Annotated in this window: 3 protein-coding genes and 1 pseudogene; all 4 read right to left on the minus strand. The window is 58.3% G+C overall.

Going from position 1 to position 25,020, the window contains the following annotated elements:
• Positions 1-3: 3 nt before the first annotated feature.
• Positions 4-20,780, minus strand: a pseudogene (locus A7098_RS11250) (Ig-like domain-containing protein).
• 108 nt (positions 20,781-20,888) lie between these two features.
• Positions 20,889-22,244 carry a TolC family outer membrane protein gene (locus A7098_RS11255; protein WP_000113318.1) on the minus strand — a complete coding sequence of 452 codons (1,356 nt, stop codon included), beginning with the start codon at positions 22,242-22,244 and terminating at the stop codon, positions 20,889-20,891.
• A gap of 343 nt (positions 22,245-22,587) precedes the next feature.
• Complete coding sequence (locus A7098_RS11260; RefSeq protein WP_000982146.1) at positions 22,588-23,880, minus strand: APC family permease; 1,293 nt, start codon at positions 23,878-23,880, stop codon at positions 22,588-22,590.
• Between the two features lie 2 nt (positions 23,881-23,882).
• Positions 23,883-24,815: a glutaminase A gene (gene glsA, locus A7098_RS11265; RefSeq protein ID WP_032224818.1), complete on the minus strand. Its 933-nt coding sequence runs from the start codon at positions 24,813-24,815 to the stop codon at positions 23,883-23,885.
• Positions 24,816-25,020 lie beyond the last annotated feature (205 nt).

Here is a 25,020-nt window from a genome sequence, read left to right on the forward strand (position 1 = left end):
TATCTACACCACCATCAACTGATGATTCGCCAGCAAAGTGGCGAGGTCGGTATGCACGCCCGTCAGCGTGACCACGTTAGCTGTCGCAAAGCCGCCACCTGTGCCGTCGCGGTCGATCTGCACGATGGTGTCGCTGCCGCTCTGGGTAACTTTGACAAAATCACCGATGTTTCCGGCCTGCGCATCCAGCGTTGCCACACCGTTGACATAGCTGGCTTTGCCGTTTCCGGTGTAGCCGCTGCCCTGCAACAGTTCACGAATATCAATGCGATCGGTGTCGGCGGTGCCCTCCCATGTCCCTACCGTAAAGCCATTCACCACGTCTGAGCCGTTGCCCCCGGTAGCGTCGCTGGCGTTGAGCAGTTTATAGAGCAAGGTGTCGTGCCCGCCGTTGCCGATGTTAATGGTGTCATTACCGCCGCGTCCTTCCAGTTGGTTATCACCCGTGCTGCCGGTCAGAGTGTCGTTAAAATTCGAGCCGGAAATGCCTTCGATATTGGTAAATGTCGAGGTGTTAAAGCCGGTGGCCTGCACGGCTGTGCTGCTTAAGTTAGCGGTCACGCCCACCGTCGAAAGGCGGAAATCAACCACGTCCATCCCGCCGTTTGCCAGCCAGGTTCCGGTGCCAGAGCTGTACACCCAGCCGCCGGAACCGTCGTAGGTGTCGGTGCCTGCGGTGGCAAAAAAGGTGTCGTTATAACCGGTGCCGACGAACTTGCCGTTATTGCTCGCCGTCCCGGCTTCGGCGCTGAGATCGTAAGCGTGAGTGGCATCGGTAGCCTGTAAGCCGCCCCAGGTGGTGTTTACCGTCTGATCGATATTGCTGGCAGTCGCGCCAGTGGATTTGATCAGCACGGCGTTGTAGGTTTCTCCGGCGTTCAGCCCGTAGAAGTTGACCAGCGCCGAGGTGTCGTTAACCCCCATCCCCGACTGCGGGTTGATGATTTGCGTGGCGACCAGCACTCCCGCCGAGTTGTACAGTTTTACGGTATTGCCGTAATAAACGTTAATGCCGTTGGGATCGGTAATGCGCAGGTGCAGCGAAGTGCCGTAGCTCACCGTGTTGGTGTTGCGGATCAGGAACACGCTGCCCGACTGTTTGGTCACCAGTACATCCACCGCGCCGTCCCAGTCGTAGTCCATTGCCGCCACGCCGCTGGTGGTGCCGCTCTGGCTGCCGCCGAGTACCGACTGCGTCCAGTTGCTGGCTCCGCCAACGTTGGTGTAAAGGTAGGATTGTCCGGTCTGGGCAATACGGGCGATATCCATCAGACCGTCGTGGTTCCAGTCCACCGCCAGGCTAAACTGGCTGGCGTAGGTCGTCGCCGTTGCCCCCACCGCCACCGGATTTCCCAGCACGCCGTTGGTGTTGAATAACAGGGAGCCGTAGTTAGCTCTTCCCTGGCTGGCGGGCAGGAAGAGATCCATATCGCCGTCGCCATCGAAATCCGCCCAGGTCATGGAGACAGACGTCGAGTTGCCGCCGCTGCCCGCCGTGCTGAGGAAGGTATTGATGGTGTTCTGCCCCCAGACAAACGTGCCGTTGCCCTGGCTGATGAGCGAGGACAGCGTGTAATAGTTGTTCAGGTTGAAGGTGTGCTGAACCAGGTCAATCCTGCCGTCGTTGTTAAGATCAACGCCAGAACCCTCGTTGAGTGAAAGATACCCCGTCACCGCCCCGCCGACCGTGGCGCTCCCCCCGTTGTTGGCAACAGTGGAGTTGCCTACCAGGGTGCCCGCGTTGTTCCACAGGAAGGTATTGGAGTCTGGCCCCCCGGCGTCGCCAATCCAGAAATCAAGATAGCCGTCGCCCTCTTTATCAAACGCCACTACCGAGCCATACCACGTCAGAGTGCCAACGGCGACCAGAATGGCACTGGAAAACGTGCCGTCGCCGTTATTGGTAAAGCCGTTGATATAGCCCGTGCCGTAATCATCACGGGTAATAAACAGATCGCCCGTACCGTTACGGTCGTAATCGGCAATGGAACTGGTGGCGTAGTTGTTGCCGCTCTGATACAGCGTCAGGGCGGTCTTCGACCAGGTAAGCGGGTCGGTAGATTGCATCACCTGCTGGTTGGCCAGCACCGTCCACATTCCGTGCGTGTCGAGGCCGTAGGTCAGCCCCCAGGCCGTTGTTTTATTGGCGGTCGTCCAGGCTGGCGTGTAGTCAATTGCCGCGTTGACTGTCACCGTGCCATTGCTGACGTTGGCGGTGTTGCCGTTGCCCGCCGAGCTTTTCACCTGCGCGGTGATGTTATAAGCAGTTGCGGACGCTGCCAGCACATCGGTATCCGGCAGTTGCACATACCAGGTATTGTGCGCCGGATCGACCACTACCGCGCCGCCCGGCTGTGAGGTGTAGGTTTTGCCGTTGATCACCACTTCGACGTACTGCCCACTGGCAAGCGCAGCGGTGATTACGCCGCTGATAATTGGCGTGGTGTCACGCGTGGTCTGGCTGGTGATTTGCGCCAGCGTCGTCGGAATAGAGGTATCGACTGTCAGGATAAAATCACTGGAGGAGGTGATATTCCCCGCCAGATCCACCACTCGCGCGCTGTAGGTATAGGCACCGCTGACCAGACCACTGTCGCTGTAGGTCCAGTTCAGTGCGCCGACCATCGTTACCGCGCCTAACAGCAGGCCGTTGCGGTAGAGGTAAACGACTTCACCGCTGGCAAGCGGCGCGGAAAGTACACCGTTCAGCAGCGGCGTGGTATCGTCGGTAGCCTGCGCACTGCTTAACGTCCCCTGCCGCTGCCCGACATCATCGGTATACGACACAATACCTGGCGTGGCGGTGGGGTTAATCGTATCGACCACCACCGTTTTCGACACCACCGGGCCGGTATTTCCCGCCAGATCCAGCACCCGCACCTGATAAACGTAGCTGCCGTCGGTCAATGTGCGGCTGTCGGTGTAGGTCCACTGCGTGCCGTTGGTGGTGAGCGTAGTCCAGGTCGGCCGCCATCAAGGCTAATCTGCGCCACTTCGCCGCTGGCAAGCCCCGCGCCCAGCGAGCCGGTCAGCGTGAGCGAGGTATCGCTGGTGATAAAGTCAGTTGCCGAACTCCCCGTATCGGTGCTGATGCTAGCGATGGTCAACACCTGCGCCGGGTTAACGGTATCAATCTGCGCCGACTGGCTGCCGGTGGCACCAACGTTGCCCGCCAGATCGACCACCCGCACCAGCCAGGTTGTCGTGCCGTTAGTCAACGTGCGCCCATCAGCGTATGTCCAGTTAAGGCCGTCTGCCGCCAGCGTCACGTTCACCCAGGTTGCGCCGTTGTCGGTACTGATTTGCGCGAATTCGTTAGCGCCGAGCGCCGCGCCCAGCACGCCGCGCACGGTAAGCGTAGTATCGCTGGTAATAAAGTCGCTGCTGCTGGCTCCGGTGTCATCGCTGATACCGGTAATGGTGATGCTTTTCGCCGCTTCCGGGCTGGTGGTATCGACCACCACGTTTTGCGTCGCGGTCTGCCCGACGTTCCCCGCCAGATCCACCACCCGCACCGTGTAGTTCCAGGTGCCGTCGGTCAGTGTGCGACCATCGGCATAGCTCCAGCTGGTGCCGATAACGGTTAACGTAGTCCAGGTGACACCGCCGTCGAGGCTGATTTGCGCCCGTTCATCGGCGGCAAGCGCCGCGCCGAGCGTCCCGCGCACGGTCAGCGTCGTGTCGCGAGTAACAAAATCGCTGCTGCTTAAGCCGGTGTCATCGCTAATGCCCGCAATGACGATGGTTTTGCTCGCCAGCGGCGCGCTGGTGTCAACGGTGACAATCTGGCTGGCGGTCGCGCCGATATTTCCGGCGATGTCGATAACCCGCACCTGATAGTTGTAGTTGCCGTCAGTCAGCGTGCGCCCATCAAGGTACGTCCAGGTCAAACCGCTTACCGAAAGATTCTGCCAGGTGGTGCCGCCATCGATACTGATTTGCGCGAACTCGCCGGCAGAAAGCGTCGCCCCCAGCGTGCCGCTCACCGCCAGCGTCGTGTCGCTGGTGATAAAATCGTTAGTGATCAATCCAGTATCGGTGGTGATCGCGCTGATGGCGATGGTTTTCACCGCTGGATCTGGCGCGATGGTGTCGATCACCACGTTCTGGCTGTCAGTCGCACCGACATTGCCCGCCGCATCAATCACCCGCACCTGATAGAGATAGTTGCCATCAGTCAGCGTGCGGCTGTCGTTATAGCGCCAGGTCGTGCCGGTCACGGTGAGCGTGCTCCAGGTTGCGCCGCCGTCGATACTGATTTGCGCCGTCTCGTTACTGGCAAGCGCGGCGGTGAGTGAGCCATTGACCACCACCGGGCTGACGCTGGTGATAAAGTCGCTGGCGCTAAGGCCGGTATCGGCTTGCAGGGAATCGATATTAATCCCCATCGCCGGGGCGCTGAGATCGACGGTGATAGTGTGATTGCTGCTGCCGGTGTTGCCAATGGCGTTAGTGACCGAGGCGTTAATCACATAGGCGTTGCCATCCGCCAGCGCGGTGACATCGGCGCTACCGAGAGTGTAGCTCCAGCTACCGCCGGTCTGCACCGTGGTGGTGTAGGTTTTGCCGTTTAAGGTAAGAGTCAGCGTCTGGCCGACCGGCGCGGTGGTGGTGCCGCTGATAACCAGAGACGAACCGTGTTCCGCCGCGTTCACCACATCATCGCCCGCAAAGGTGTTGATGGTGACGGTGGGGACGTCGCCGTTCAACGTGACGCCACGGCTGCCGCTGCCGGGGTTTCCGGCCTGATCGCTGACCGACGCGCTGATGGTGTAGCTGCCGTCGCTTAATCCGGCAAACTGCTGCGCCGGAATAAACACTGACCAGCTTCCACCGCTGCCAACCGTTGCACTCCAGCTCTGACCGTTAAAGGTAACGGTCACCGTCTGACCCACTTCGGCGGTGGTGGCGCCGCTGATGATCTGCCCGGCAAGCTGCTCGACGTTGTTGATAATATCGTCGCCCGCCACGGTGGCGATGGTGACCGTTGGCGCAACGGTATCGACGGTCAGGGCGTGCGTGGTTTGACCGGGGTTACCGGCGCGATCGTTCACGCTGGCGGTAATGGTCTGCGCGCCCTGCCCGAACGCTGCCAGATCCGCCGCAGGCACGTTCAGCGCCCAGGTGCCATTGGCGGCAACCGTGGCGGTATAGGTTTTGCCGCCAAAGGTCACGGTGACCGTCTGCCCCACTTCCGCGCTGGTCGATCCATTAAGGGTTAACGGCTGCTGCTGTTCGGCGGCGTTGAGTCGGTCGTCCGTTGAAACGGTGTTGATGCTGATAACCGGCGCGGTGAGATCTACCGCCACGCTGCGCGAGGCCGTGGCGCTGTTTCCGGCGCTGTCCTGAGCGGAGGCGCTAACCGTATAGCTGGTGCCATCCGCAAGTGCCGCGACGTCTGCCGCTGGCACATTCACGCTCCAGCTCCCGTTGCTTTGAATGGTGGCGCTGTAGCCTTTGCCGTTAAGCAACACGGTCACCACTGTGCCTGTCGCAAAATTGGTGCCGGTGCCGCTAAGGGTCAGCGCACTGCCTGCTTCGGCGGCGTTAATGAGGTTATCGCCGCTGATGGTGCTGACCGAGAGCGATACCGCCGCCGTATTGACCTGCACGTTATGCGTTTGGGTGCTGCTGTTGCCTGCGCTATCGGTGATGGTGGCGCTGATGGTCACCGTGCCATCCGTAAGGCCGGAAATCACGCTGGCAGGCACGCCGACGCTCCAGTTGCCGCTGGCATCGGTGCTGGTGACATACTGCTGCCCGGCGATGGTCACCACCAGGCGGTCGCCAGCTACCGCGCCCGTGGCGGCGCCGCTGATAATCTGCGCCTGGGTGTGTTCGACGTTGTTAATCACATCATCGCCCGCCACGGTGTTAAAACTGATCACCGGCGCGGTGGTATCGACGGTCACGCCTTTACTGGCGCTGCCAGGGTTACCCGCCAGATCGCTGACCGTAGCGGTCAGGGTGTAGCCATTATTGGCAAGCGCGGTTAAGTCGCCGGCAGGCAGCGTTAAGCTCCAGCTCCCGTCTGCCTGCACCGTGGTCTGGTAGTTACTGCCGTTAAGCGTGACGGTCAGCGTTTGCCCCGCTTCCGCCGTGCTGGTGCCGGATACCGTTACGCCCGCTGCCGCTTCGCTGGCGTTGATGATGTTATCGCTGGCAAGGGTGTTGATAGTCACCGTTGGCACGGCGCTATCGACGCTGTATTCATGCGTTGCCGTGGCGCTGTTGCCGTTAACGTTTGTCACCCGCACCTGGGCGCTGGCATCGCCATCACGCAGAGCCGCCATATCCGCTGCCGGAACGGTGGTGCTCCAGCTACCGTTTGCCGCCACCGTGGTGGTGTAGGTTTTACCGCCAAAGGTGACGGTGACGGTTTGCCCCGCTTCGACGCCGGAGGTGCTGCCGGAGAGCGTTAACGCTGCACCTTTTTCAACGGCATTAATCACATCATCGCTGGTGATGCTGTTCATGCTGATGGCGACGGCGGTGAGATCAACGGTCAGCGGATGGGTAATACTGGTTTGCGTTCCGGCACTGTTCGCCCCGCTAACGGTAATATTCAGCGTTCCCGCAGGCCAGTTGCTGACATCCGCCGCCGGAACGCCGACGCTCCAGGTGCCGTTCGCCAGCACCGTGGCGGCGTAAGTTTGGTTATTTATCACCACCGTCAACGCCGTGCCTGCCGCAAAGCCGGAACTGCTGCCGGTGATCACCTGTGCCTGAGCGTGTTCGATGATATTGGCCACATCATCGCCCGCAACGGTATCCACCCGCAGACCTGGCAGACTGGCATCGATGGTGATATCGCGCGTGCCGCTGCCGGTGTTGCCAACGGCGCTGGTCACCGAGGCGTTAACCGTTAACTCACCGTTACCCAACGCCTGCCAGTCGGCGGCAGGTACGCTCACATTCCAGCTTAAATCTGGCTGGACGGTGGCGGTGTAAGTTTTACCGCCCAGTTCAACGGTGACGGTGCTGCCCGCCGCCGCCCCGGTGACCTGGCCGCTGAGGGTTTGCGCACTGCCTGCTTCGGCGGCGTTGATAATATCGTCCGTCGCCACCGGATTGATGGTGACGCCCGGCAGCGCGGTATTGACCTGTACGTTATGGCTGGCGGTGCTGCTGTTGCCCTGGGCGTTGGTGACGCTCGCCGTCACGCTGTAGGCCGCTTCGCCCAGCGCACTGACCGCCGAAGCGGGAACGGTAACGCTCCAGTTGCCGGAAGCATCGATGGTGGTACTGTAGTTTTGTCCGTTCAGCGTCACGGTGACCGCCGTACCTACGGGTTGATCGCTGGTGCCGGAAAGCGCCAGATTCGATCCTTTTTCCGTCGCGTTGATCACATCATCGCCCGCGATGGTGTTGATGCTAATCACTGGCGCGCTGAGGCTGACGGTCACGGTGCGGCTGGCGTCGTCGCTGTTACCCGCCCGATCGCTGACGCTGGCAGTGATGGTCTGTGCACCGCTACCCAGTGCCGTCATATCCGCCGCCGGAACACCAACGCTCCAGTTACCGGAGGCATCCAGCGTGGTGGTATATGTTTTGCCGTTGAGCACAACGCTCACCACATCGCCCGCCTCCCCGCCGGTGCTGGTGCCGGAGATCACCAGCGCCTGCGCGTGTTCGGCATCGTTGATGATGTCATCGCCCGCGACGGTGTTAATGGTGAGAACTGGCTCGGTGGTGTCTACCGCCAGATTATGGCTCGTGCTGCCGGGGTTGCCCGCTTTGTCGTTGACCGTGGCGCTGACGGTGTAATTGCTTGCGGTCAGCGCACCTAAGGCTGAAGTGGGAACACTGACGCTCCAGCTACCGTCCGCCTGTACATTGCCGCTGTAGGTTGCGCCGTTAAGGGTGACGGTGACCGTCTGCCCGGTTTCGGCGGTGCTGGTGCCGCTGATGGTGAGCGGGCTTCCTGCCTCTGTGGCGTTAAGGATGTCATCGCTGGCAATGGTGTTTATGGTGAGCGTCGGTGCGCTGGCATCGACGCTATACGCATGGGTCGCCGAGGCGCTGTTGCCGCTCGCGCTACTGACGCTGGCCTGCACGTTTGCCGCGCCGTCTGGCAGGGTTGCCAGATCCGCCGCCGGAACAGTTACGCTCCAGCTCCCGTTGGCGGCGACGCTTGCGGTGTAGGTTCTGCCGCCAAAAGTAACGGTAACAGTTTGCCCGCTTTCAATCCCGCTGGTGCTGCCGGAAAGGGTCAGATCGGCACCTTTTTCGGCGGCATTAATTACGTCGTCGCTGGCAACGGTGTTGATGCTGATTGCCACCGCCGTTAAATCGACGGTGAACGGATGGCTGACGCTGACCGGGTTTCCGGCGCTGCTCTGCCCTGCTACCTCAACGGTTAACGGCCCCGCAGGCCAGGCGCTGACGTTTGCCGCCGGAATACCTACGCTCCAGCTACCATCCGCCTGTACCGTGGCCGCATAGGCCGTGCCGTTGATGGTGACCGTCAGCACGGCGCCGGTATTCAAACCGCTACTGCCACCAGTGATCACCAGCGCCTGTCCGTGCTCTATGCTGTTGACGATATCATCGCCCGCGACGGTATCCACGCGCAGACCTGGCAGGTTGGCGTCAATGGTGATATCCCGCGTGCCGCTACCAGTATTGCCATTAGCGTTGGTGACCGAGGCGTTAATGGTCAAATCACCATTACCCAACGCCTGTAAATCGGCTGCCGGAACGCTGACGCTCCAGCTTAAATCGGCCTGAACTTGTGCAGTATAAGTATTGCCACCCAGCGTGATGGTAACCGTATCGCCTGCGGCGGCGCGAGTGACCACTCCGCTGATGGTTTGATCGGCCCCGGCTTCGGCGGCGTTGATAATATCGTCACCCGCCACAGTATTGATGGTGACGCCCGGCAGGCCGCTGTCGACCAGTAAATTCGCCTGGCTGCTGGCGGTGTTGCCTGCCGCACTGGTGGCGCTGGCGCTGACCGTATAGTTAGCCTGGCCTAAGGCCGCCAGATCGCTCACCGGTACGGTTAACGTCCAGTTGCCCGCCGCGTCGGTGGTGGCGCTGTAGTTATGACCGTTGAGCGTGACGGTGACCTGCGCGCCCGTCGCCAGCCCCGTACTGCTACCGCTAATGGTCAACGGCTGACCTTTTTCATCGGCATTCAGCACGTTATCGCCGCTGATGGCGTTAAAGGTAATGGTTGGCAGGCCGGTATTGACCGTCACCTGATGCGTGGCGCTGCCGCTGTTGCCCCCGGCATCGGTGACGCTGGCGTTGATGGTCACCGTGCCGTTCGCCAGTGCCGAGACAACGCTTGCCGGTACGCCGACGCTCCAGTTACCGCTGGCATCCAACACGGTGGTGAAGGTATTGGTGCCGATAGTCACCGTCACGGTGCTACCGGTTGCCGCACCCGTGGCGGAGCCGCTGATAATCTGCGCCTGGGCGTGTTCAGTCGCGTTGATCACATCATCACCCGCCACCGTGTTGATGGTGACAATCGGAACGGAAGTATCCACCGTCAGGTTATGGTTAGCGGAGGCCGGGTTTCCGGCTTTGTCGCTCACCGCCGCGCTGACGGTGTAGTTACTGGCGGTCAAGGCGCTTAACGCTGCTGGCGGCACGCTGACGCTCCAGCTACCGTCCGTTTGTACGGTGCCGGTATAGTTTGTGCCATTGAGCGTGACGGTCACCGTCTGCCCCGCTTCCGCCGTGCTGCTGCCGGTGATGGTCAGCGCCGTACCGGCTTCGGTGGCATTAAGAATATCGTCCGTGGCGATGGTGTTGATGGTGACCGTTGGCGCGCTGGCATCGACGCTGTAAGCGTGGGTGGTGGTGGCGCTGTTGCCGTTAACGTTGCTGACGCTGGCCTGTGCGCTGGCATCGCCATCACGCAGGGCTGCCATATCCGCCGCCGGAACCGTGGTGCTCCACGAACCATTCGCCGCGACGCTTGCTGTGTAGTTTTTGCCGCCAAAGGTGACGGTGACCGTTTGCCCGGCCTCCACGCCGGACGTGCTGCCGGAGAGAGTTAACGCCGCGCCTTTTTCGGCGGCGTTAATCACATCATCAGCGGTAATGGCGTTGATGCTGACGGCAATCGCCGTGAGATCGACGGTGACCGGGTGCGTGACGCTGACCGGATTTCCGGCGGTGGTGCTACCACTCGCCGTAATCGTGACCGTCCCCGCAGGCCAGGCGCTGACATCCACCGCCGGAACGCCGACGCTCCATGAACCATCGGCTAAAACCGTTGCGCTATAGTTCTGGCTATTAATCGAAACCGTGAGTACGGCACCCGCTGCCAGACCAGAACTGCTGCCGGTTACCACCAGTGCCTGACCGTGCTCGATGATATTCACCACATCATCGCCAGCGACCGTATCGACCCGCAGACCTGGGAGATTAGCGTCAATGGTAATGTCACGCGTACCGCTGCCAGTATTGCCCACGCTGTTCGTCACCGAAGCCGAAATGCTCAACTCGCCGTTGCCCAACGCCTGTAAAGCGGCTGCCGGAACATTAATACTCCAGCTTAAATTGGCCTGCACTGTCGCCGTGTAAGTCTCGCCACCCAGCGTGACGGTTACCGTGTCGCCCGCCGCTGCGCCTGTAACCTGACCGCTGATAGTTTGATCTACCCCAGCTTCGGCGGCGTTAATAATATCGTCCGTTGCCACAACGTTAATGGTGACGCCAGGCAGCGCGGTATTGACCTGTACGTTATGGCTGGCGGAACCGCTGTTGCCAGCGGAGTCAGTAGCGGCGGCGGTCACCGTGTAAGTCGCTTCACCAAGCGTACCAACCGCAGACGCCGGAACGGTCACGCTCCAGTTACCGGAAGCATCGGCTGTGGTGGTGTAATTTTGCCCGTTGAGCATCACGGTTACCTGCGTGCCCGCAGGCTGGTTGCTGCTGCCGGAAATCGCCAGATCCGCGCCTTTCTCCGTGGCGTTGATGATGTCGTCGACGGCGATGGTGTTAATGCCGAGTACCGGAGCACCGAGCGCCACGCTGACGATGTGCGAAGCTATGCCGCTGTTGCCTGCGGAGTCGGTGACCGTGGCGGTAATGGTCACATCGCCCTGCGCCAGTGCGGAAATCACGCTGGCAGGCACGCCGATGCTCCAGTTGCCGTTGGCGTCCAGCACGGTGGTGTAGGTGGTCGTGCCAATCGTCACGGAAACCGTGTTACCTGTGGTCGCGCCCGTTGCCGAGCCGCTGATAATCTGCGCCTGTCCGTGTTCAGTGGCGTTGATGATGTCGTCGCCCGCCACCGTGTTGATGGTGACGACTGGGGCAATCAGATCCACCGCCAGATTATGCGTTGCCGAGGCCGGATTTCCGGCTTTGTCGCTGACCGCTGCGTTGACGGTATACGAGCTGGCGGTGAGATTCGCTAAATCGCCAGTTGGTACGCTGATGCTCCAGCTTCCGTCTGCTTGTACGTTGCCGCTGTAATTGACGCCGTTTAGCGTCACGGTCACCATCTGCCCGGCTTCTGCCGTGCTGGTGCCGCTGATGGTCAGCGCCGTTCCGGCTTCGGCGGCATTAAGAATATCGTCCGTGGCGATGGTGTTGATGGTGACAGAGGGCGCGGTGGCATCAACGCTGTAAGCATGTATTGTCTGGGCAATGTTGCCAGCTACGTTGCTGACGCTGGCTTGTACGTTTGCTGCACCGTCCGGTAAAGCCGTGAGATCCGCTGCCGGAACCGTCATCCCCCAGGTATTATCCGCAGCGACCGTCGTGGTGTAGCTTTTGCCGCCAAAAATAACGGTAATAGTCTGCCCCGCCTCCACGCCGAAGGTGGTGCCGGAAAGCTGCAAATCACTGCCCTTTTCGGCGGCGTTAATCACATCGTCGCCGGAAAGTGTATTGATGGTAATCGCCACGTCAGCGAGATCGACTGTGACCGGATGGCTAATACTGGTAGTTGTTCCGGCGGTGTTAGTGCCTGTAACCGTAATATCGACTGTCCCCGCAGGCCAGTTAGCGACATCCGTCGCCGGAACGCCCACGCTCCAGGTGCCATCGGCTAATACCGTTGCGCCATAGGTGACGCTGTTGATTTCCACGGTTAGTGGCGTCCCCACCGCCAGTCCGGTACTGCTACCAGTGACAACCAGCGCCTGACCGTGTTCGATAATATTGACCACATCATCGCCTGCCACGGTATCGACGCGCAGACCAGGCAGGTTAGCGTCTATCACGATGTCGTGCGTGGCGGTGCCGGTATTGCCTGTGGTGTTGGTCACCGAGGCGCTGATGGTCAGCTCACCGTTACCCAACGCCTGCAAATCTGCCGCCGGCACGCTGACACTCCAGCTTAAATCTGGTTGCACGGTAGCGGTATACTGGTTGCCACCAAGCGTGACCGTCACCGTATTCCCCGCCTGCGCCGTCCCCGTTACCTGGCCGCTAATAGTCTGGTTAACACCGCTTTCAGCCGCGTTGATAATGTCATCGCCTGCCACGGTATTAATGATCACCCCAGGCAGGAGCGATTCGACATTCACCGTATGGGTGGTAGCGCCGCTGTTGCCGGCGCTGTCGGTGGCGCTGGCGCTAATCTGGTACACCGCCTCGCCTAATGCGCCGACTGCCGAAGCCGGCACGGTAACGCTCCAGTTGCCAGCACTATCGGTGGTGGCGCTGTACGCCAGTCCGTTCAACATCACGGTGACCGTGGTGCCGGTCGCCAGACCGCTGGATCCGCCGCTGATGATCAGATCCTGGGTTTTCTCGGTATTGTTAATGATGTCATCGCCGGAGACGGTGTTGATGGTCAGCGTCGGGCCGCTGAGATCAACGGTCACATCGTGAGTCGTACTGTCGCTGTTGCCCGCGCGATCGCTCAGGCTGGCGGTGATCGTCTGGCTTCCGGTTGCCAGCGCCGTGACATCCGCCGCCGGAATGCCCACACTCCAGTTACCGGAGGCGTCCAGCGTGGTGGTGTAGTTTTTACCGTTCAGCGTGACGGTTACCACATCACCCGCCGCCGCGCCCGTGCTGGTGCCGCTCACCACCAGCGCCTGACCGTGTTCGATGGCGTTGATAATGTCATCGCCCGCGACGGTATTAATGGTGAGATCCGGCGCGGTGATATCAACCGCCAGCGAGTGGTCGGCGTTTGCCGGGTTACCCGCTTTATCGCTCACCGTCGCAGTCACGGTATAGCTACTGGCGGTTAATCCGCTCAAATCCGTTGCCGGAACATTCACGCTCCAGGTGCCATCCGCGAGAACGGTGGTCTGGTACGTGTTGTTATTGAGCGTGACGGTCAGCGTCTGTCCGGCCTGTGCCGTGGTGGTACCGCTGATGGTTATCCCCGCGCCCGCTTCGCTCACGTTGAGAGTATCGTCGCTGGCGATGGTGTTAATGGTCACAAGCGGCGCGGTGGCATCGACGCTGTACGCGCGATCGGCCTGGGCGCTGTTACCGTTAATGTTGCTGACGCTCGCCTGCACGTTGCCCGCGCCGTCCGGCAGCGCAGCGAGATCGGCAGGCGGCACATTCACCGTCCAGCTACCGTTGGCTTCCACGGTAGCGGTGTAATTTTTGCCGCCGAAGGTCACGGTCACCGTCTGCCCGGCTTCCACGCCGCTGGTGCTGCCGCTTACGACCAGCGTTTCGCCTTTTTCGACGGCGTTGATCACATCATCGCCGGAAAGGGTGTTAATGGTGATAGCGACCGCCGCCAGATCGACGGTGACTGGATGGGTAATGGTGGAGGTTGTTCCGGCGCTGTTGGTGCCGCTTACCGTGATATCCACCGTACCCGCAGGCCAGTTACTGACGTCTGCCGCCGGAACGCCGAGGTTCCATGTGCCGTCGGCTAACACTGTCGCGCCGTAAGTGACGTTATTGATAACGACCGTTAACGCGGTTCCCACCGTTAATCCGCTGCTGCTCCCGGTGATCACCAGCGCCTGATTGTGCTCAATGCTGTTAATAACATCATCACCCGCTACGGTATCGACACGCAGGCCAGACAGATTGGCATCGATAGTGATGTCTCGCGAGACGCTGCCGGTGTTGCCGACGACGTTGGTCACCGAGGCGTTAACCGTCAAGGAGCCATTACCCAGCGCCTGAATATCCGCCGCCGGAACGCTGACGCTCCAGCTTAAATTAGCCTGCACCGTGGCGGTGTAGGTATTGCCGCCCAGCGTAATGGTGACCGTATCTCCCTGCGCCGCACCCGTGACCTGCCCGCTGATGGTTTGTGCATTGCCCGATTCGGTAGCGTTAATGATGTCATCGCTCGCCACCGGGTTAATGGTAACGCCAGGCAGCGCGCTGTTGACCAGCACATTATGGCTGGCGGAATTACTGTTGCCTGCCGTGTCAGTGACGTTTGCCGTTACTGTGTAGTTGGCCTCACCCAGCGCGCTAACCGCCGAGGCTGGCACCGTGGCGATCCAGTTGCCGTTGCTATCGGTAGTGGCAGTGTAATTTTGACCGTTTAGCGTCACCGTAACCGTAGTGTCCGCTGGCTGATTACTGGTGCCGGTGATTTGCAGATCCGCGCCTTTTTCCGTGGCGTTAATCACGTCATCTGTAGCAATGGTGTTGATGCCAATTGTCGGCGAGGTGAGATTCACAGTAACCGTGCGGCTGGCGTCGTCGCTGTTGCCTGCCGCGTCGGTAATGGTCGCGGTGATGGTTTGTGCGCCGCTGCCCAGCGCAGTGACATCTGCCGCCGGAACGCCGACGCTCCAGTTGCCGGAAGCGTCCAGCGTGGTGGTGTAGGTTTTACTGTTTAACGTGACGGTGATGACATCGCCTGCTTCCCCACCTGTGCTGAAACCGGAGATTACCAGCGCCTGCCCGTGTTCGGCGGCGTTAATAATGTCATCGCCGGAGACGATGTTGATGGTCAGCACCGGCACGGTGAGATCCACCGCCAGACCGTGAGTTGCGGACGCCGGGTTACCCGCTTTGTCGTTTACCGAGGCGCTGACGGTGTACGGGCTGGCGGTCAGATTGCTGAGATCCGTTGTCGGCACGCTGACGCTCCAGCTTCCGTCCGCCTGGACGGTGCCAGTATAAGTCACGCCATTAAGGGTAACGGTGACCATCTGCCCCGCTTCAGCGGTAGTGGTGCCGCTGATGGTTAACGGATTGTCCGCCTCGGCGGCGTTAAGAATATCGTCAGTGGCGATGGTGTTAATGGCAAGTGTCGGTGCCGTGGCATCGACGCTATAGGCGTGCGTCGCCGAAGCCGTGTTGCCGTTAACGTTGCTGACGCTGGCCTGTACCGTGGCGTCGCCATCGCGTAACGCGTTGAGATCGGCTACAGGCACGGTGGTTGTCCAGCTACCATCGCCCGCTACGGTCGCGGTATAGGTTTTTCCGCCAAAGGTGACGGTGACCGTTTGCCCCGCTTCCACGCCAGAGGTGCTACCGGACAGGGTTAAATCTGCCCCTTTTTCGGCGGCGTTAATCACATCATCACCGGAAACGGTGTTAATGGAGATCGCCACCGCCGCCAGATCGACGGTGACCGGGTGGGTAATAGTGACCGGGTTTCCGGCGCTACTGGCGCCTGAAACCGTGATATTCACCGTCCCCGCAGGCCAGTTGCCCACATCTGCCGCCGGAACGCCAACGCTCCATGTGCCATCGGCTAATACTGTTGCAGCGTAAGTGACCGTGTTAATCACCACCGTCAGTGCCGCGCCCGTCGCCAGCCCACTGCTGCTACCGGTGATCACCAGCGCCTGAGCGTGCTCGATGCTGTTGACCACATCATCGCCCGCCACGGTATCAACGCGCAGACCCGGCAGGTTGGCGTCTATCACAATATCGCGCGAACCGCTGCCGGTATTGCCAACGCCGTTGGTTACCGAGGCGTTAACCGTCAGATCGCCATTACCGATGGCCTGAATATCCGCCGCCGGAACGTCCACGCTCCAGCTTAAATTGCCCTGCACGGTGGCGGTGTAGGTTTTCCCGCCCAGCGTTACGGTGACGGTATCGCCCGCCGCCGCGCCCGTCACCTGGCCGCTGATGGTCTGCGCCACGCCCGATTCGGCGGCGTTAATAATATCGTCGCTCGCCACCGGATTAATGGTGACGCCAGGCAGCGCGGTATTGACCTGCACGTTATGGCTGGCGGAATTGCTGTTACCTGCGCTGTCGGTGACGTTCGCCGTCACCGTGTAGCTGGCTTCGCCCAGCGCACCTACTGCGGAAGCGGGCACCGTGGTGCTCCAGTTACCTGCTGCGTCCGTCGTCGCGGTGTAATTTTGCCCGTTAAGCGTCACCGTAATTGCGGTGCCTGCGGGCTGGTTGCTGGTGCCGCTGATTTGCAGATCCGCGCCTTTTTCCGTGGCGTTAATCACGTCATCGGTGGCGATGGTGTTAATGCCAATGGTTGGCGCGGTAAGGTTGACGGTGACCGTGTGCGTCTCACTATCGTTGTTGCCTGCCGCATCAGTCACCGTGGCGGTAACAGTTTGCGAGCCGCTACCAAGCGCGGTGACATCCGCCGCCGGAACGCCGACGCTCCAGTTGCCGGAGGCATCCAGCGTCGTGGTATAGGTTTTACTGTTTAGCGTGACGGTAACGACATCCCCCGCTTCCCCGCCGGTGCTGGAACCGGAAATCACCAGCGCCTGCCCGTGTTCGGCGGCGTTAATAATATCGTCGCCCGCAATGGTGTTGATGGTGAGTACAGGAACGGTGAGATCCACCGCCAGATTGTGCGTGGTGCTCGCCGGGTTGCCCGCTTTATCATTGACCGTGGCGGCCAGGGTGTGGCTACCATCTGTCAATGCCTCAAGATCTGCCGCCGGAATAGTAATACTCCAGCTGCCATCGGCCTGTACCGTTGCCTGATAGGTCTGCACGGTCGGGCTATTGAGCGTTACCGTAACAATCTGCCCCGCTTCAGCGGTGGTGCTGCCGCTCACCGTCACGCCCGCATCGGCTTCGCTGGCGTTAACGATATTGTCGCTGGCAACAGTATTGATAATGATGGTCGGCGCGCTGCTATCGACGCTGTAGTTATGCACCGCCGAGGCGCTATTGCCGTTGACGTTGCTGACGCTGGCCTGCGCGGTGGCGCTACCATCGGTTAATGACGCTAAATCGGCAGCGGGTACAGTGGTTGTCCAGCTACCATCGCCTGCAACCGTGGCTGTGTAATTTTTACCGCCAAAAGTGACGGTGACCGTTTGTCCGGCTTCTACGTTAGTGGTGGTGCCGGAAAGCGTTAAATCAGTGCCTTTTTCTGCGGCGTTAATCACGTCGTCCGTGGCGATGGTATTGATGGCGATCGCCGCCGGTGTGAGATCGACCGTAACGGAATGGGCGATGCTCACCGGATTTCCGGCGCTACTTTCCCCGGACACGGCAACCGTCACCGTCCCCGCAGGCCAGGCGCTAACCTGCGTCGCTGTAACACCCACGCTCCAGCTACCATCGGCCTGCACCGCAGTAGTGTATTCGACGTTATTAATTGTGACGGTTAGCGGCGTGCCTTCAGCCAGCCCCGAACTGCTGCCGGTGACCACCAGTGCCTGCCCGTGCTCGATGATATTGACCACATCATCACCCGCTACCGTATCGACCCGCAGACCGGGCAGATTGGCGTCGATGGTGATATCCCGCGTGCCGCTGCCGGTGTTACCGTTTTGATTGGTGACCGAGGCATTAACCGTTAAATCACCATTACCCAACGCCTGAATATCTGCTGCCGGAACGCTCACGCTCCAGCTTAAACCAGCCTGGACGGTAGTCGTGTAGGTATTACCGCCCAACGTAATAGTTACCGTGTCGCCAACGGCTGCTCCCGTCACCTGTCCGCTGATGGTTTGCGCAGCGCCCGCTTCGGCGGCGTTAATAATATCGTCGCTCGCCACAGGATTAATGGTCACGCCGGGCAGCGCGCTATCGACCAGCACGTTATGGCTGGCGGTGGCGCTGTTGCCAATACTACTGGTCACCGCTGCCGTCACCGTGTAGTTGGCCTGGCCTAATGCGGTTACCACCGACGCCGGAACGGTGACGCTCCAGTTGCCGGAGGCGTCGGTCGTGGTGGTGTAATTTTGCCCGTTCAGCGTCACGGTGATGACGGTATTAACAGGCTGATCGCTGGTGCCGGTAATCTGGACATCGGCTCCTTTTTCGCTGGCGTTAATCACATCATCGCCAGCAATGGTATTAATTCCAACCACTGGCGCGGCGGTATTAACCGTGACGGTGAGTGCCTGGCTGCCGCTGTTTCCGGCGCGGTCAGTCACTGAAACGTTGATCGGATAACTGCCGTCCCCCAGCCCGCTGACAACGGAAGCCGGAACGCCCAGGCTCCAGTTGCCGGAAGCATCCACCACCGTGGTGTAATCCACATTATTCAGCGTAACGGTGACAATATCGCCAGCCTGCGCGCCGGTAACCGTGCCGCTGATGATTTGCGCCTGGGTATGTTCCGGCGTGTTAATGACGTTATCGCTTGCCACCGGATTAATGGTCACCACAGGCGGCGTGGCATCGACCAGCGCCACGCGTGAAACGCTGCTCGGGTTACCAGCAACATCGTTCACGCTGGCGGTGACCGTGGCGTTGCCGTCAGCCAGTGCGTCAACGTTGGCGGCGGGAACCGTCACACTCCATGTGCCATCTGACTGCACGATGCCCTGATACGTCTGCCCGTTAAGCGTCACCGTTATCGTCTGCCCCGGCTGGGCGTCAGTGGTGCCAGTGATGTGCAGATCCTGCCCGCTTTCGGCGGCGTTGATGATGTTGTCGGCGGTCAGTGGATCAATGCTTAAGGCCGGCGCCTGGCTATCGACGGTAATGGTGCGGGAGGTGTTGCCGGTATTACCGCTGAGATCCGTCACAGAAGCGGTAATCGCTACCGCACCGTCAGGCAGATCACCCATATTGGCAGCGGGTACTGTCAGACTCCAGGAGCCATCGGCCTGCACGGTAGTGGTAAAACTCTGTCCGGCGAGGGTTACTGTGACGGTTTGTCCTGTCTCGGCCTGTTGAGTGCTACCGGTAAGGGTCAGTGGCGCACCTTTTTCTGCGCCACTGATAATGTCATCGCCGGAGACGGTGTTAATGGTGATCAACGGAGAAACACCTACCAGCATGATTGCACGAGACGCCGCGCCGGTATTTCCGGCGGCATCTGTCACAGTGACGAAAATCGTATTGGCTCCGCGATCCAGCGTGCGGGTTACCGCCGGATCCAGCGCCACATTCCAGCTACCGTCTGCCAGCACGACGCCCGTCAGGACATGAGCGCCCAATTTCACAGTCACCGTATCGCCAGGAGAAGCACCGCTGACATTTCCGGAGATGATCTGTGCGACGGCCTGTTCGGCATTATTAAGAATATCGTCGCCCGCCACGGTGTTGACGTTAATCGTCGGCGCGCTGGTATCTACCACGAAATTCGCGCTGTTGCTGGTGGTGTTTCCTGCCCGGTCGCTGACGCTGGCATTTACGGCGTAGTTACCATCTGCCAACGCCTGCACTTCTGCGGCAGGCAGCGCCACCTGCCATGTGCCATCGCTACCGACGGTTGCTGTATGGCTTTTACCATTTACTGTCAGTGTAACGATTTGCCCGGCTTCAGCATTCGAAGTCCCGCTCAGTACCAGCGCGGCGTTATGTTCTGCGGCGCTGACAATGTTGTCCTGGGCGATAGTGTTGATAGCAAGCGTCGGCGGCTGGGTATCGACGGTTAACAGCTGCGCGCCGGTGACCGTATTGCCCGTGGCATCTTTCCCGCTGACCAGCACTGCCTGATTCCCTTCGCCTAACGCCTGGGCGTCAGCGGTCGGCACCTGCACGCTCCACGCGCCGTTAGCACCTACGCTGGTCGTGTAGGTTTTACCGTTTAGCGTGACGCTGAGTTCTGTTCCCTGCGGCAAGTTGCTCGTCGTACCTGAAAGCGTAAATCCGGCGGCCTGTTCGCTGGCGTTAATAATGTTATCGCCTGCGGTGGTGGCGACCTGCACGCTGGCCTGGCTGTCGTCGATGGTTAACGTTATCGAACCAGCGTCAGTGATGGTGCTACCGACAATTTGCACCACTGACCAGGTATGTTCACCTGCGCTTTGCGTGGGTAAAGAGACGCTCCAGTGCCCGTTGCTGTCTACCTGAGCACTGGCAATAGTATTGCCGTTGCTGTCTTTGATTTGGATGGTCGCACCCGCCTGCCCGCTACCGCTAAAGGTTGGCGTGGTGTCATCGGTGATGTCATTGGTGGCAAGAATACCGCGCTGATCGCCCTGATTATCGGTGACTAAAAATGATGGGGTCGCATTGCCTGGCTCGGCGGGTGGCGGAGGGTTGTTAACCACTTCAGTTTTTGAATCGTCATCGCCACCGCTTGCCAGTAAAGCGCCAAGCGCACCGCCACCTACCGCCGCACCGGCTAACCATCCCCACGGGAAGGTGCTGGTCTGAGCAACGGTATCAAGAAATGGCGCAATGCTTTCAATAGCGGTGGTCTGGGCGCTCAGTTCTACGGGGGCTAATCCCCCCGCTGCGGCATCGGCAAACGTTACGTGAGTTAGCTGTTGTCCATCGGCAAAGACCAGTTCCGATTGTTCAGTGGTATTTGCCGCTTGCAGGAAATAGCCGTTGCAACGGATAACCGTGCCATCCTGCATATAGATCAACAGATCATTTCCTTCGCGAACGTAACGCGCAACGGCAGATGCCTGAGCATGAACCTGCACCACAGAGGGCTCATAAATAACAACCGTAACGTCGCCAGGATTAATCAGCGTTTGTTTGACGGATGTTTTTCGCGAAATAACATCAATAATCAGGCTCATAATGGCATTCCTGATAAATGGCGCACATCCTTAGCGAGTCCATTTATCTAAATAAGACAAAGGTAATAACTCAACAACGATGCCTACCTGATATTAATAATGGCAGGATTATTTTAAATCGGGTAAGTCGTTGTATAAGCCCTGTTTAATTCCCGCTAATGGAATAAGGTTATTAACCGCAGCGGCATAATTTACTGCGGCAACCCAGCCATCATAACTGGCATTTATTTCAGCCGATTGCGCCTGAAAGACATCTTGCTCGACGGTTAATAGATCATTCAGACTGCGTTTACCTAATTTATATTCATTTTGATACACATCTCGCGTTTTGTGCGCACTTTCGGATTGCGCTAAACCGGCTTCTTCGCGCCCCCGTGCGCCAGTCCAGTTGGCATACGCCACTGATGCCCGTTGTAATACATCCAGTTTTGCCTGTTCGACCTGCGAGGCGGAGATTTTTTGTTGCCCTTCGGCCTGTTGTACCTGGGCAGAAACCGCACCGCCCTGATACAACGGCGCGTTAACGTTCAGCTGTAACTGGTCGTCCCAGTACGAGCGATCGCTGGTCTGGTAGCGCGTTTTGCCTCCCTGAATACTGAGCGTCGGCCAGTATTGCGCTTTGGTTTTTTCCACGCCGTACTGTGCCGACTGGCGTAAATTTTCTGCCGCCAGCACCAGCGGAATGGACTGGTAATCAATATTTTTTAGCGATACCGGCTGCTCGGCTAATTCCGCAGGTGGCGCGGCTATCGCCTCCGGCTGTACGCCAGTCAGCACCGCCAGTTGCGCTTTGGCGCTCGCCATTTGCGCCTGATATTGCTCCAGCGTCGAGCGCATTCCGGCAATGCGTGTCTGAGCCTGCAATTCATCAGAAGATGAGTTCAGGCCGGCGTTAGCACGCAGTGCCGCCATGTTGTAGACATTTTCCAGCGAGTGGATATTACGTTGAGCCGCATCGCACAAAGCCTGATAACGGCTAACTTCCATATAGGTGGTCGCCGTTTTCTCTGCGACATCGGTTAGGGTTGCCATCAATTTAAATCGGTAGCTGTCACGAGCGGCAGTTTGCAGTTTGATATCGTTGTTCGTTTTACCAAAGTCATACACCAACTGCGTCAGGGTTATGCCATACGAAACGTTGTTATCAAGCCTGCCGCTGGAGTCCGTTTGTCGGGACGGCCCCGCGTTACCGGTTAAGCCAACGTGCGGATACCAGGCACTTTTGGCTTCATCGATTTGCGCTTCACCAATACCTATCTGCGCCGCCTGTTGGGTGACGTCGGGGTTTCGCGCAAATGCGCGTAATATACTTTCCTGTAAGGATAAACTGGCAACCGACGTAACCGCAGGGGCGTTAGCCCATTGTGGTAATGGCGCTGCAAGCGCGTTTTCTCCCATCACAATAAAACTTATTAAAAATATCAGGCATTTATTTTTACGGTTTTTTAATTGTAATCGCGCCATAGATAAGTCACTTCCTTCCAGGTCATTATTTTAACTGGTTTTTATAACCAGCCTCATTTTATTTAAGAAGGGTAATAACTTGTGCATCTCTTTCGTTTTTATTCCCCCTATTAAAAGAAATGCAGCTAAAAAGCTTATACGTTATTTATTAAGAATACACTACGAGTTTTAGATTACCATCATCCGCATTGAGAATAATCCATAGTAAGAAGTGATAAGAATCACAGTTTTATCGTGTATATACCATTTTTTTGTGACTTATTTATTAAAAGTATAAGACGGAGGATTTGATTAAGAAAAAAAATAAAGGCGCAGCACAGAAAGCACTGCGCGCAGGTAGATTTTATATGGTTTTATTCCGTTTCATTACCATTGCCACAATAAGGCTTAGTAATAGTGCGCCAATAATCCACATCAGTGCGCTGCTGCCCTGGGACCATAGACTGTAAATAAAACCGATGATTACCAATAGCATGACCATCATACCGACAACGAGGATTGGCAACGAGGCGTGAATATCATGACGCAGACGGATCGCCACCACAAACACCGCAAGGTAGCAGATCAAAAAGGTGGCGCTGGCAACACTGGCCAGGGAACCTAAATTAAGCGCCGCCGTCATCAGCATGATCAACACCACTATGATGATGTTGCCCCACGTACTCTGCCGCCACAGGGATTTATTCATTAGCTTCGGCAGTTCACGCTCGCTGCCCATGTTGTCCATGATATTAAACACCGCAAACAGGTTTGCGTTGATGGCTGATGCCGTCGCCAGCAAAGCACCTATCACCACTATCACATAACCCACATGCCCAAGCAGTGGAGAAGCGGCCTGCGCTACGGCGGTATCGGCATATTTTTCTAACTCTAATGCCGAAACATCACTAAGCAGCACCAGTGCCAGGGAAATATAGAGCAGTGTGGTAACGCCTATCGCCAGCAAAAATGCTCGCGGCATAATGACCGCCGGATCTTTCACTTTATCCGCCGCGTTTGCCATCATGCCAAAGCCCGCATAAGCAAGGAAGGTAATCCCGATACAAGAGAAGAATGCGCCGGAGCTGGGGGGCGCAGAGACGGAAATATGCGCCGGTTGCAGCGACCAGACGCCCGCAATAATCAGCAACAACAGGATCATCATTTTGATGCCGACAAGGATCACTTCCAGTCGCCCTACCGCATGGTTGCTTAAGGAGTTGAACAGCGTCATCAGGGCAATGATCGCCAGCGCGTAGAGCAAAATAAGATGCTCATCCTGGCTGCCCTCATGCAAAAACTGCACGGCATAAGCACCAAAGGCACGGGCAACCATCGCGATACTCACCGCCAGCGTCATCAGGTACAGCAACGAGAGCGCCAGCGAAAAAACACCGTTGCCTAACCCCCGGCGAAAGAAGTCAATAATCCCGCCATTGCTGGGATAACTTGCACCAAGGCGCGCATAGGCATATCCGGAAAACATCGCCACAATGCCGCCAAAAGCAAAAGCGACCCAGGTCGAGGCTTCCATTAGCAACGCCGCTTGCCCCAACAGGGCAAAGATCCCCGCCCCCACCATCGCCCCGATACCTATGGAAACCACATTCCATAGTCCCAGAGGTTTGTCACCGTTATTACCTTCCGTGTTCATCATGATCAGCCCTTAAACACGTTATAGCCGAGTTGTTTAGCGACCGATGCCACCATTTTTTGTCCACGAACACTGTTGCCTTCTTCATCCAACGGTGGCGAGAACGCGGCAATCCCCATCACGCCAGGCACTACCGCCAGAATGCCGCCACCGACGCCGCTTTTGCCGGGTAAGCCAACGCGATACGCCCAGTCACCAGAGCGACCATACAGCCCTTCCATCATCATTTCGGCCAGGATGTACGGCACATTGTCAGCCTGGAGAACGCGTTTTTGGCTTAGCGGATTAACACCGCCCGCCGCCAGTGTCGCGCCAAGCGTAGCCAGCTCAACGGTATTGATAAGCGTGGAGCACTGGCGGGTGTACACATCACAGGCTTCCATCGCATCGCAATAGAGATATCCAGAGGAATACAGCAGCCAGGCAATCGCCCGGTTGTGGAAGTTGGTGGTCTGTTCCGACTGGTTCACTTCCTCAGAAAGCGCCACCTGCTCACCAGCAAGTTGTTGTTGGATGTGTAAAATTCTCTGCCAGCGTTGTTCAGCATTATCGGCTTTGATCAGACTGGTAGTGGCGATAGCGCCTGCATTTACCAGCGGCGACAACGGCTTGCCACCATGAAGTTCTAAGGCAATGACTGAATTAAAAGGTAATCCGGTCGGATCAGCGCCAATTTTGTCCTGCACCGCCTGCGAGCCGACATCTTCCAGCGCGAGGGCTAAAGTACAGACTTTCGAGATGGATTCCAGCGCAAAGCGGTAATCACTATCACCCGCGCGATAGACGTTGCCATCGCAAGTCACAATAGCTACCCCCGCCAGTTGGCTGGGGACATTCGCCAGAAAGGGAATGTAATCGGCATTTTGCCCGCCGCTAAGTGAGTGAAATTGGGCATATGCCTGATCCACTGCCTGCTGTAAATTTTTTGCATCTGACATCTGTTGTTAACTCCTTTTTATAGATGCGGGAGGCTATTCCTCATCCCGATGCCAATTTTCAGGCATCCTGATTTAACTTAGCACCCGCAACTTAACCAAAGGAAAACAAAGAGATAAATGTCTAATCCTGATGCAAATTGAGCCAATCTTTTAATCTCCACCGCGTTTTCATTGCGCTACGAAATAATTTCTTGACCTTCCCCTT

It is taken from the genome of Escherichia sp. MOD1-EC7011 (assembly GCF_002965005.1).
In the GTDB taxonomy this organism is placed as follows: Bacteria; Pseudomonadota; Gammaproteobacteria; order Enterobacterales; family Enterobacteriaceae; genus Escherichia; species Escherichia ruysiae.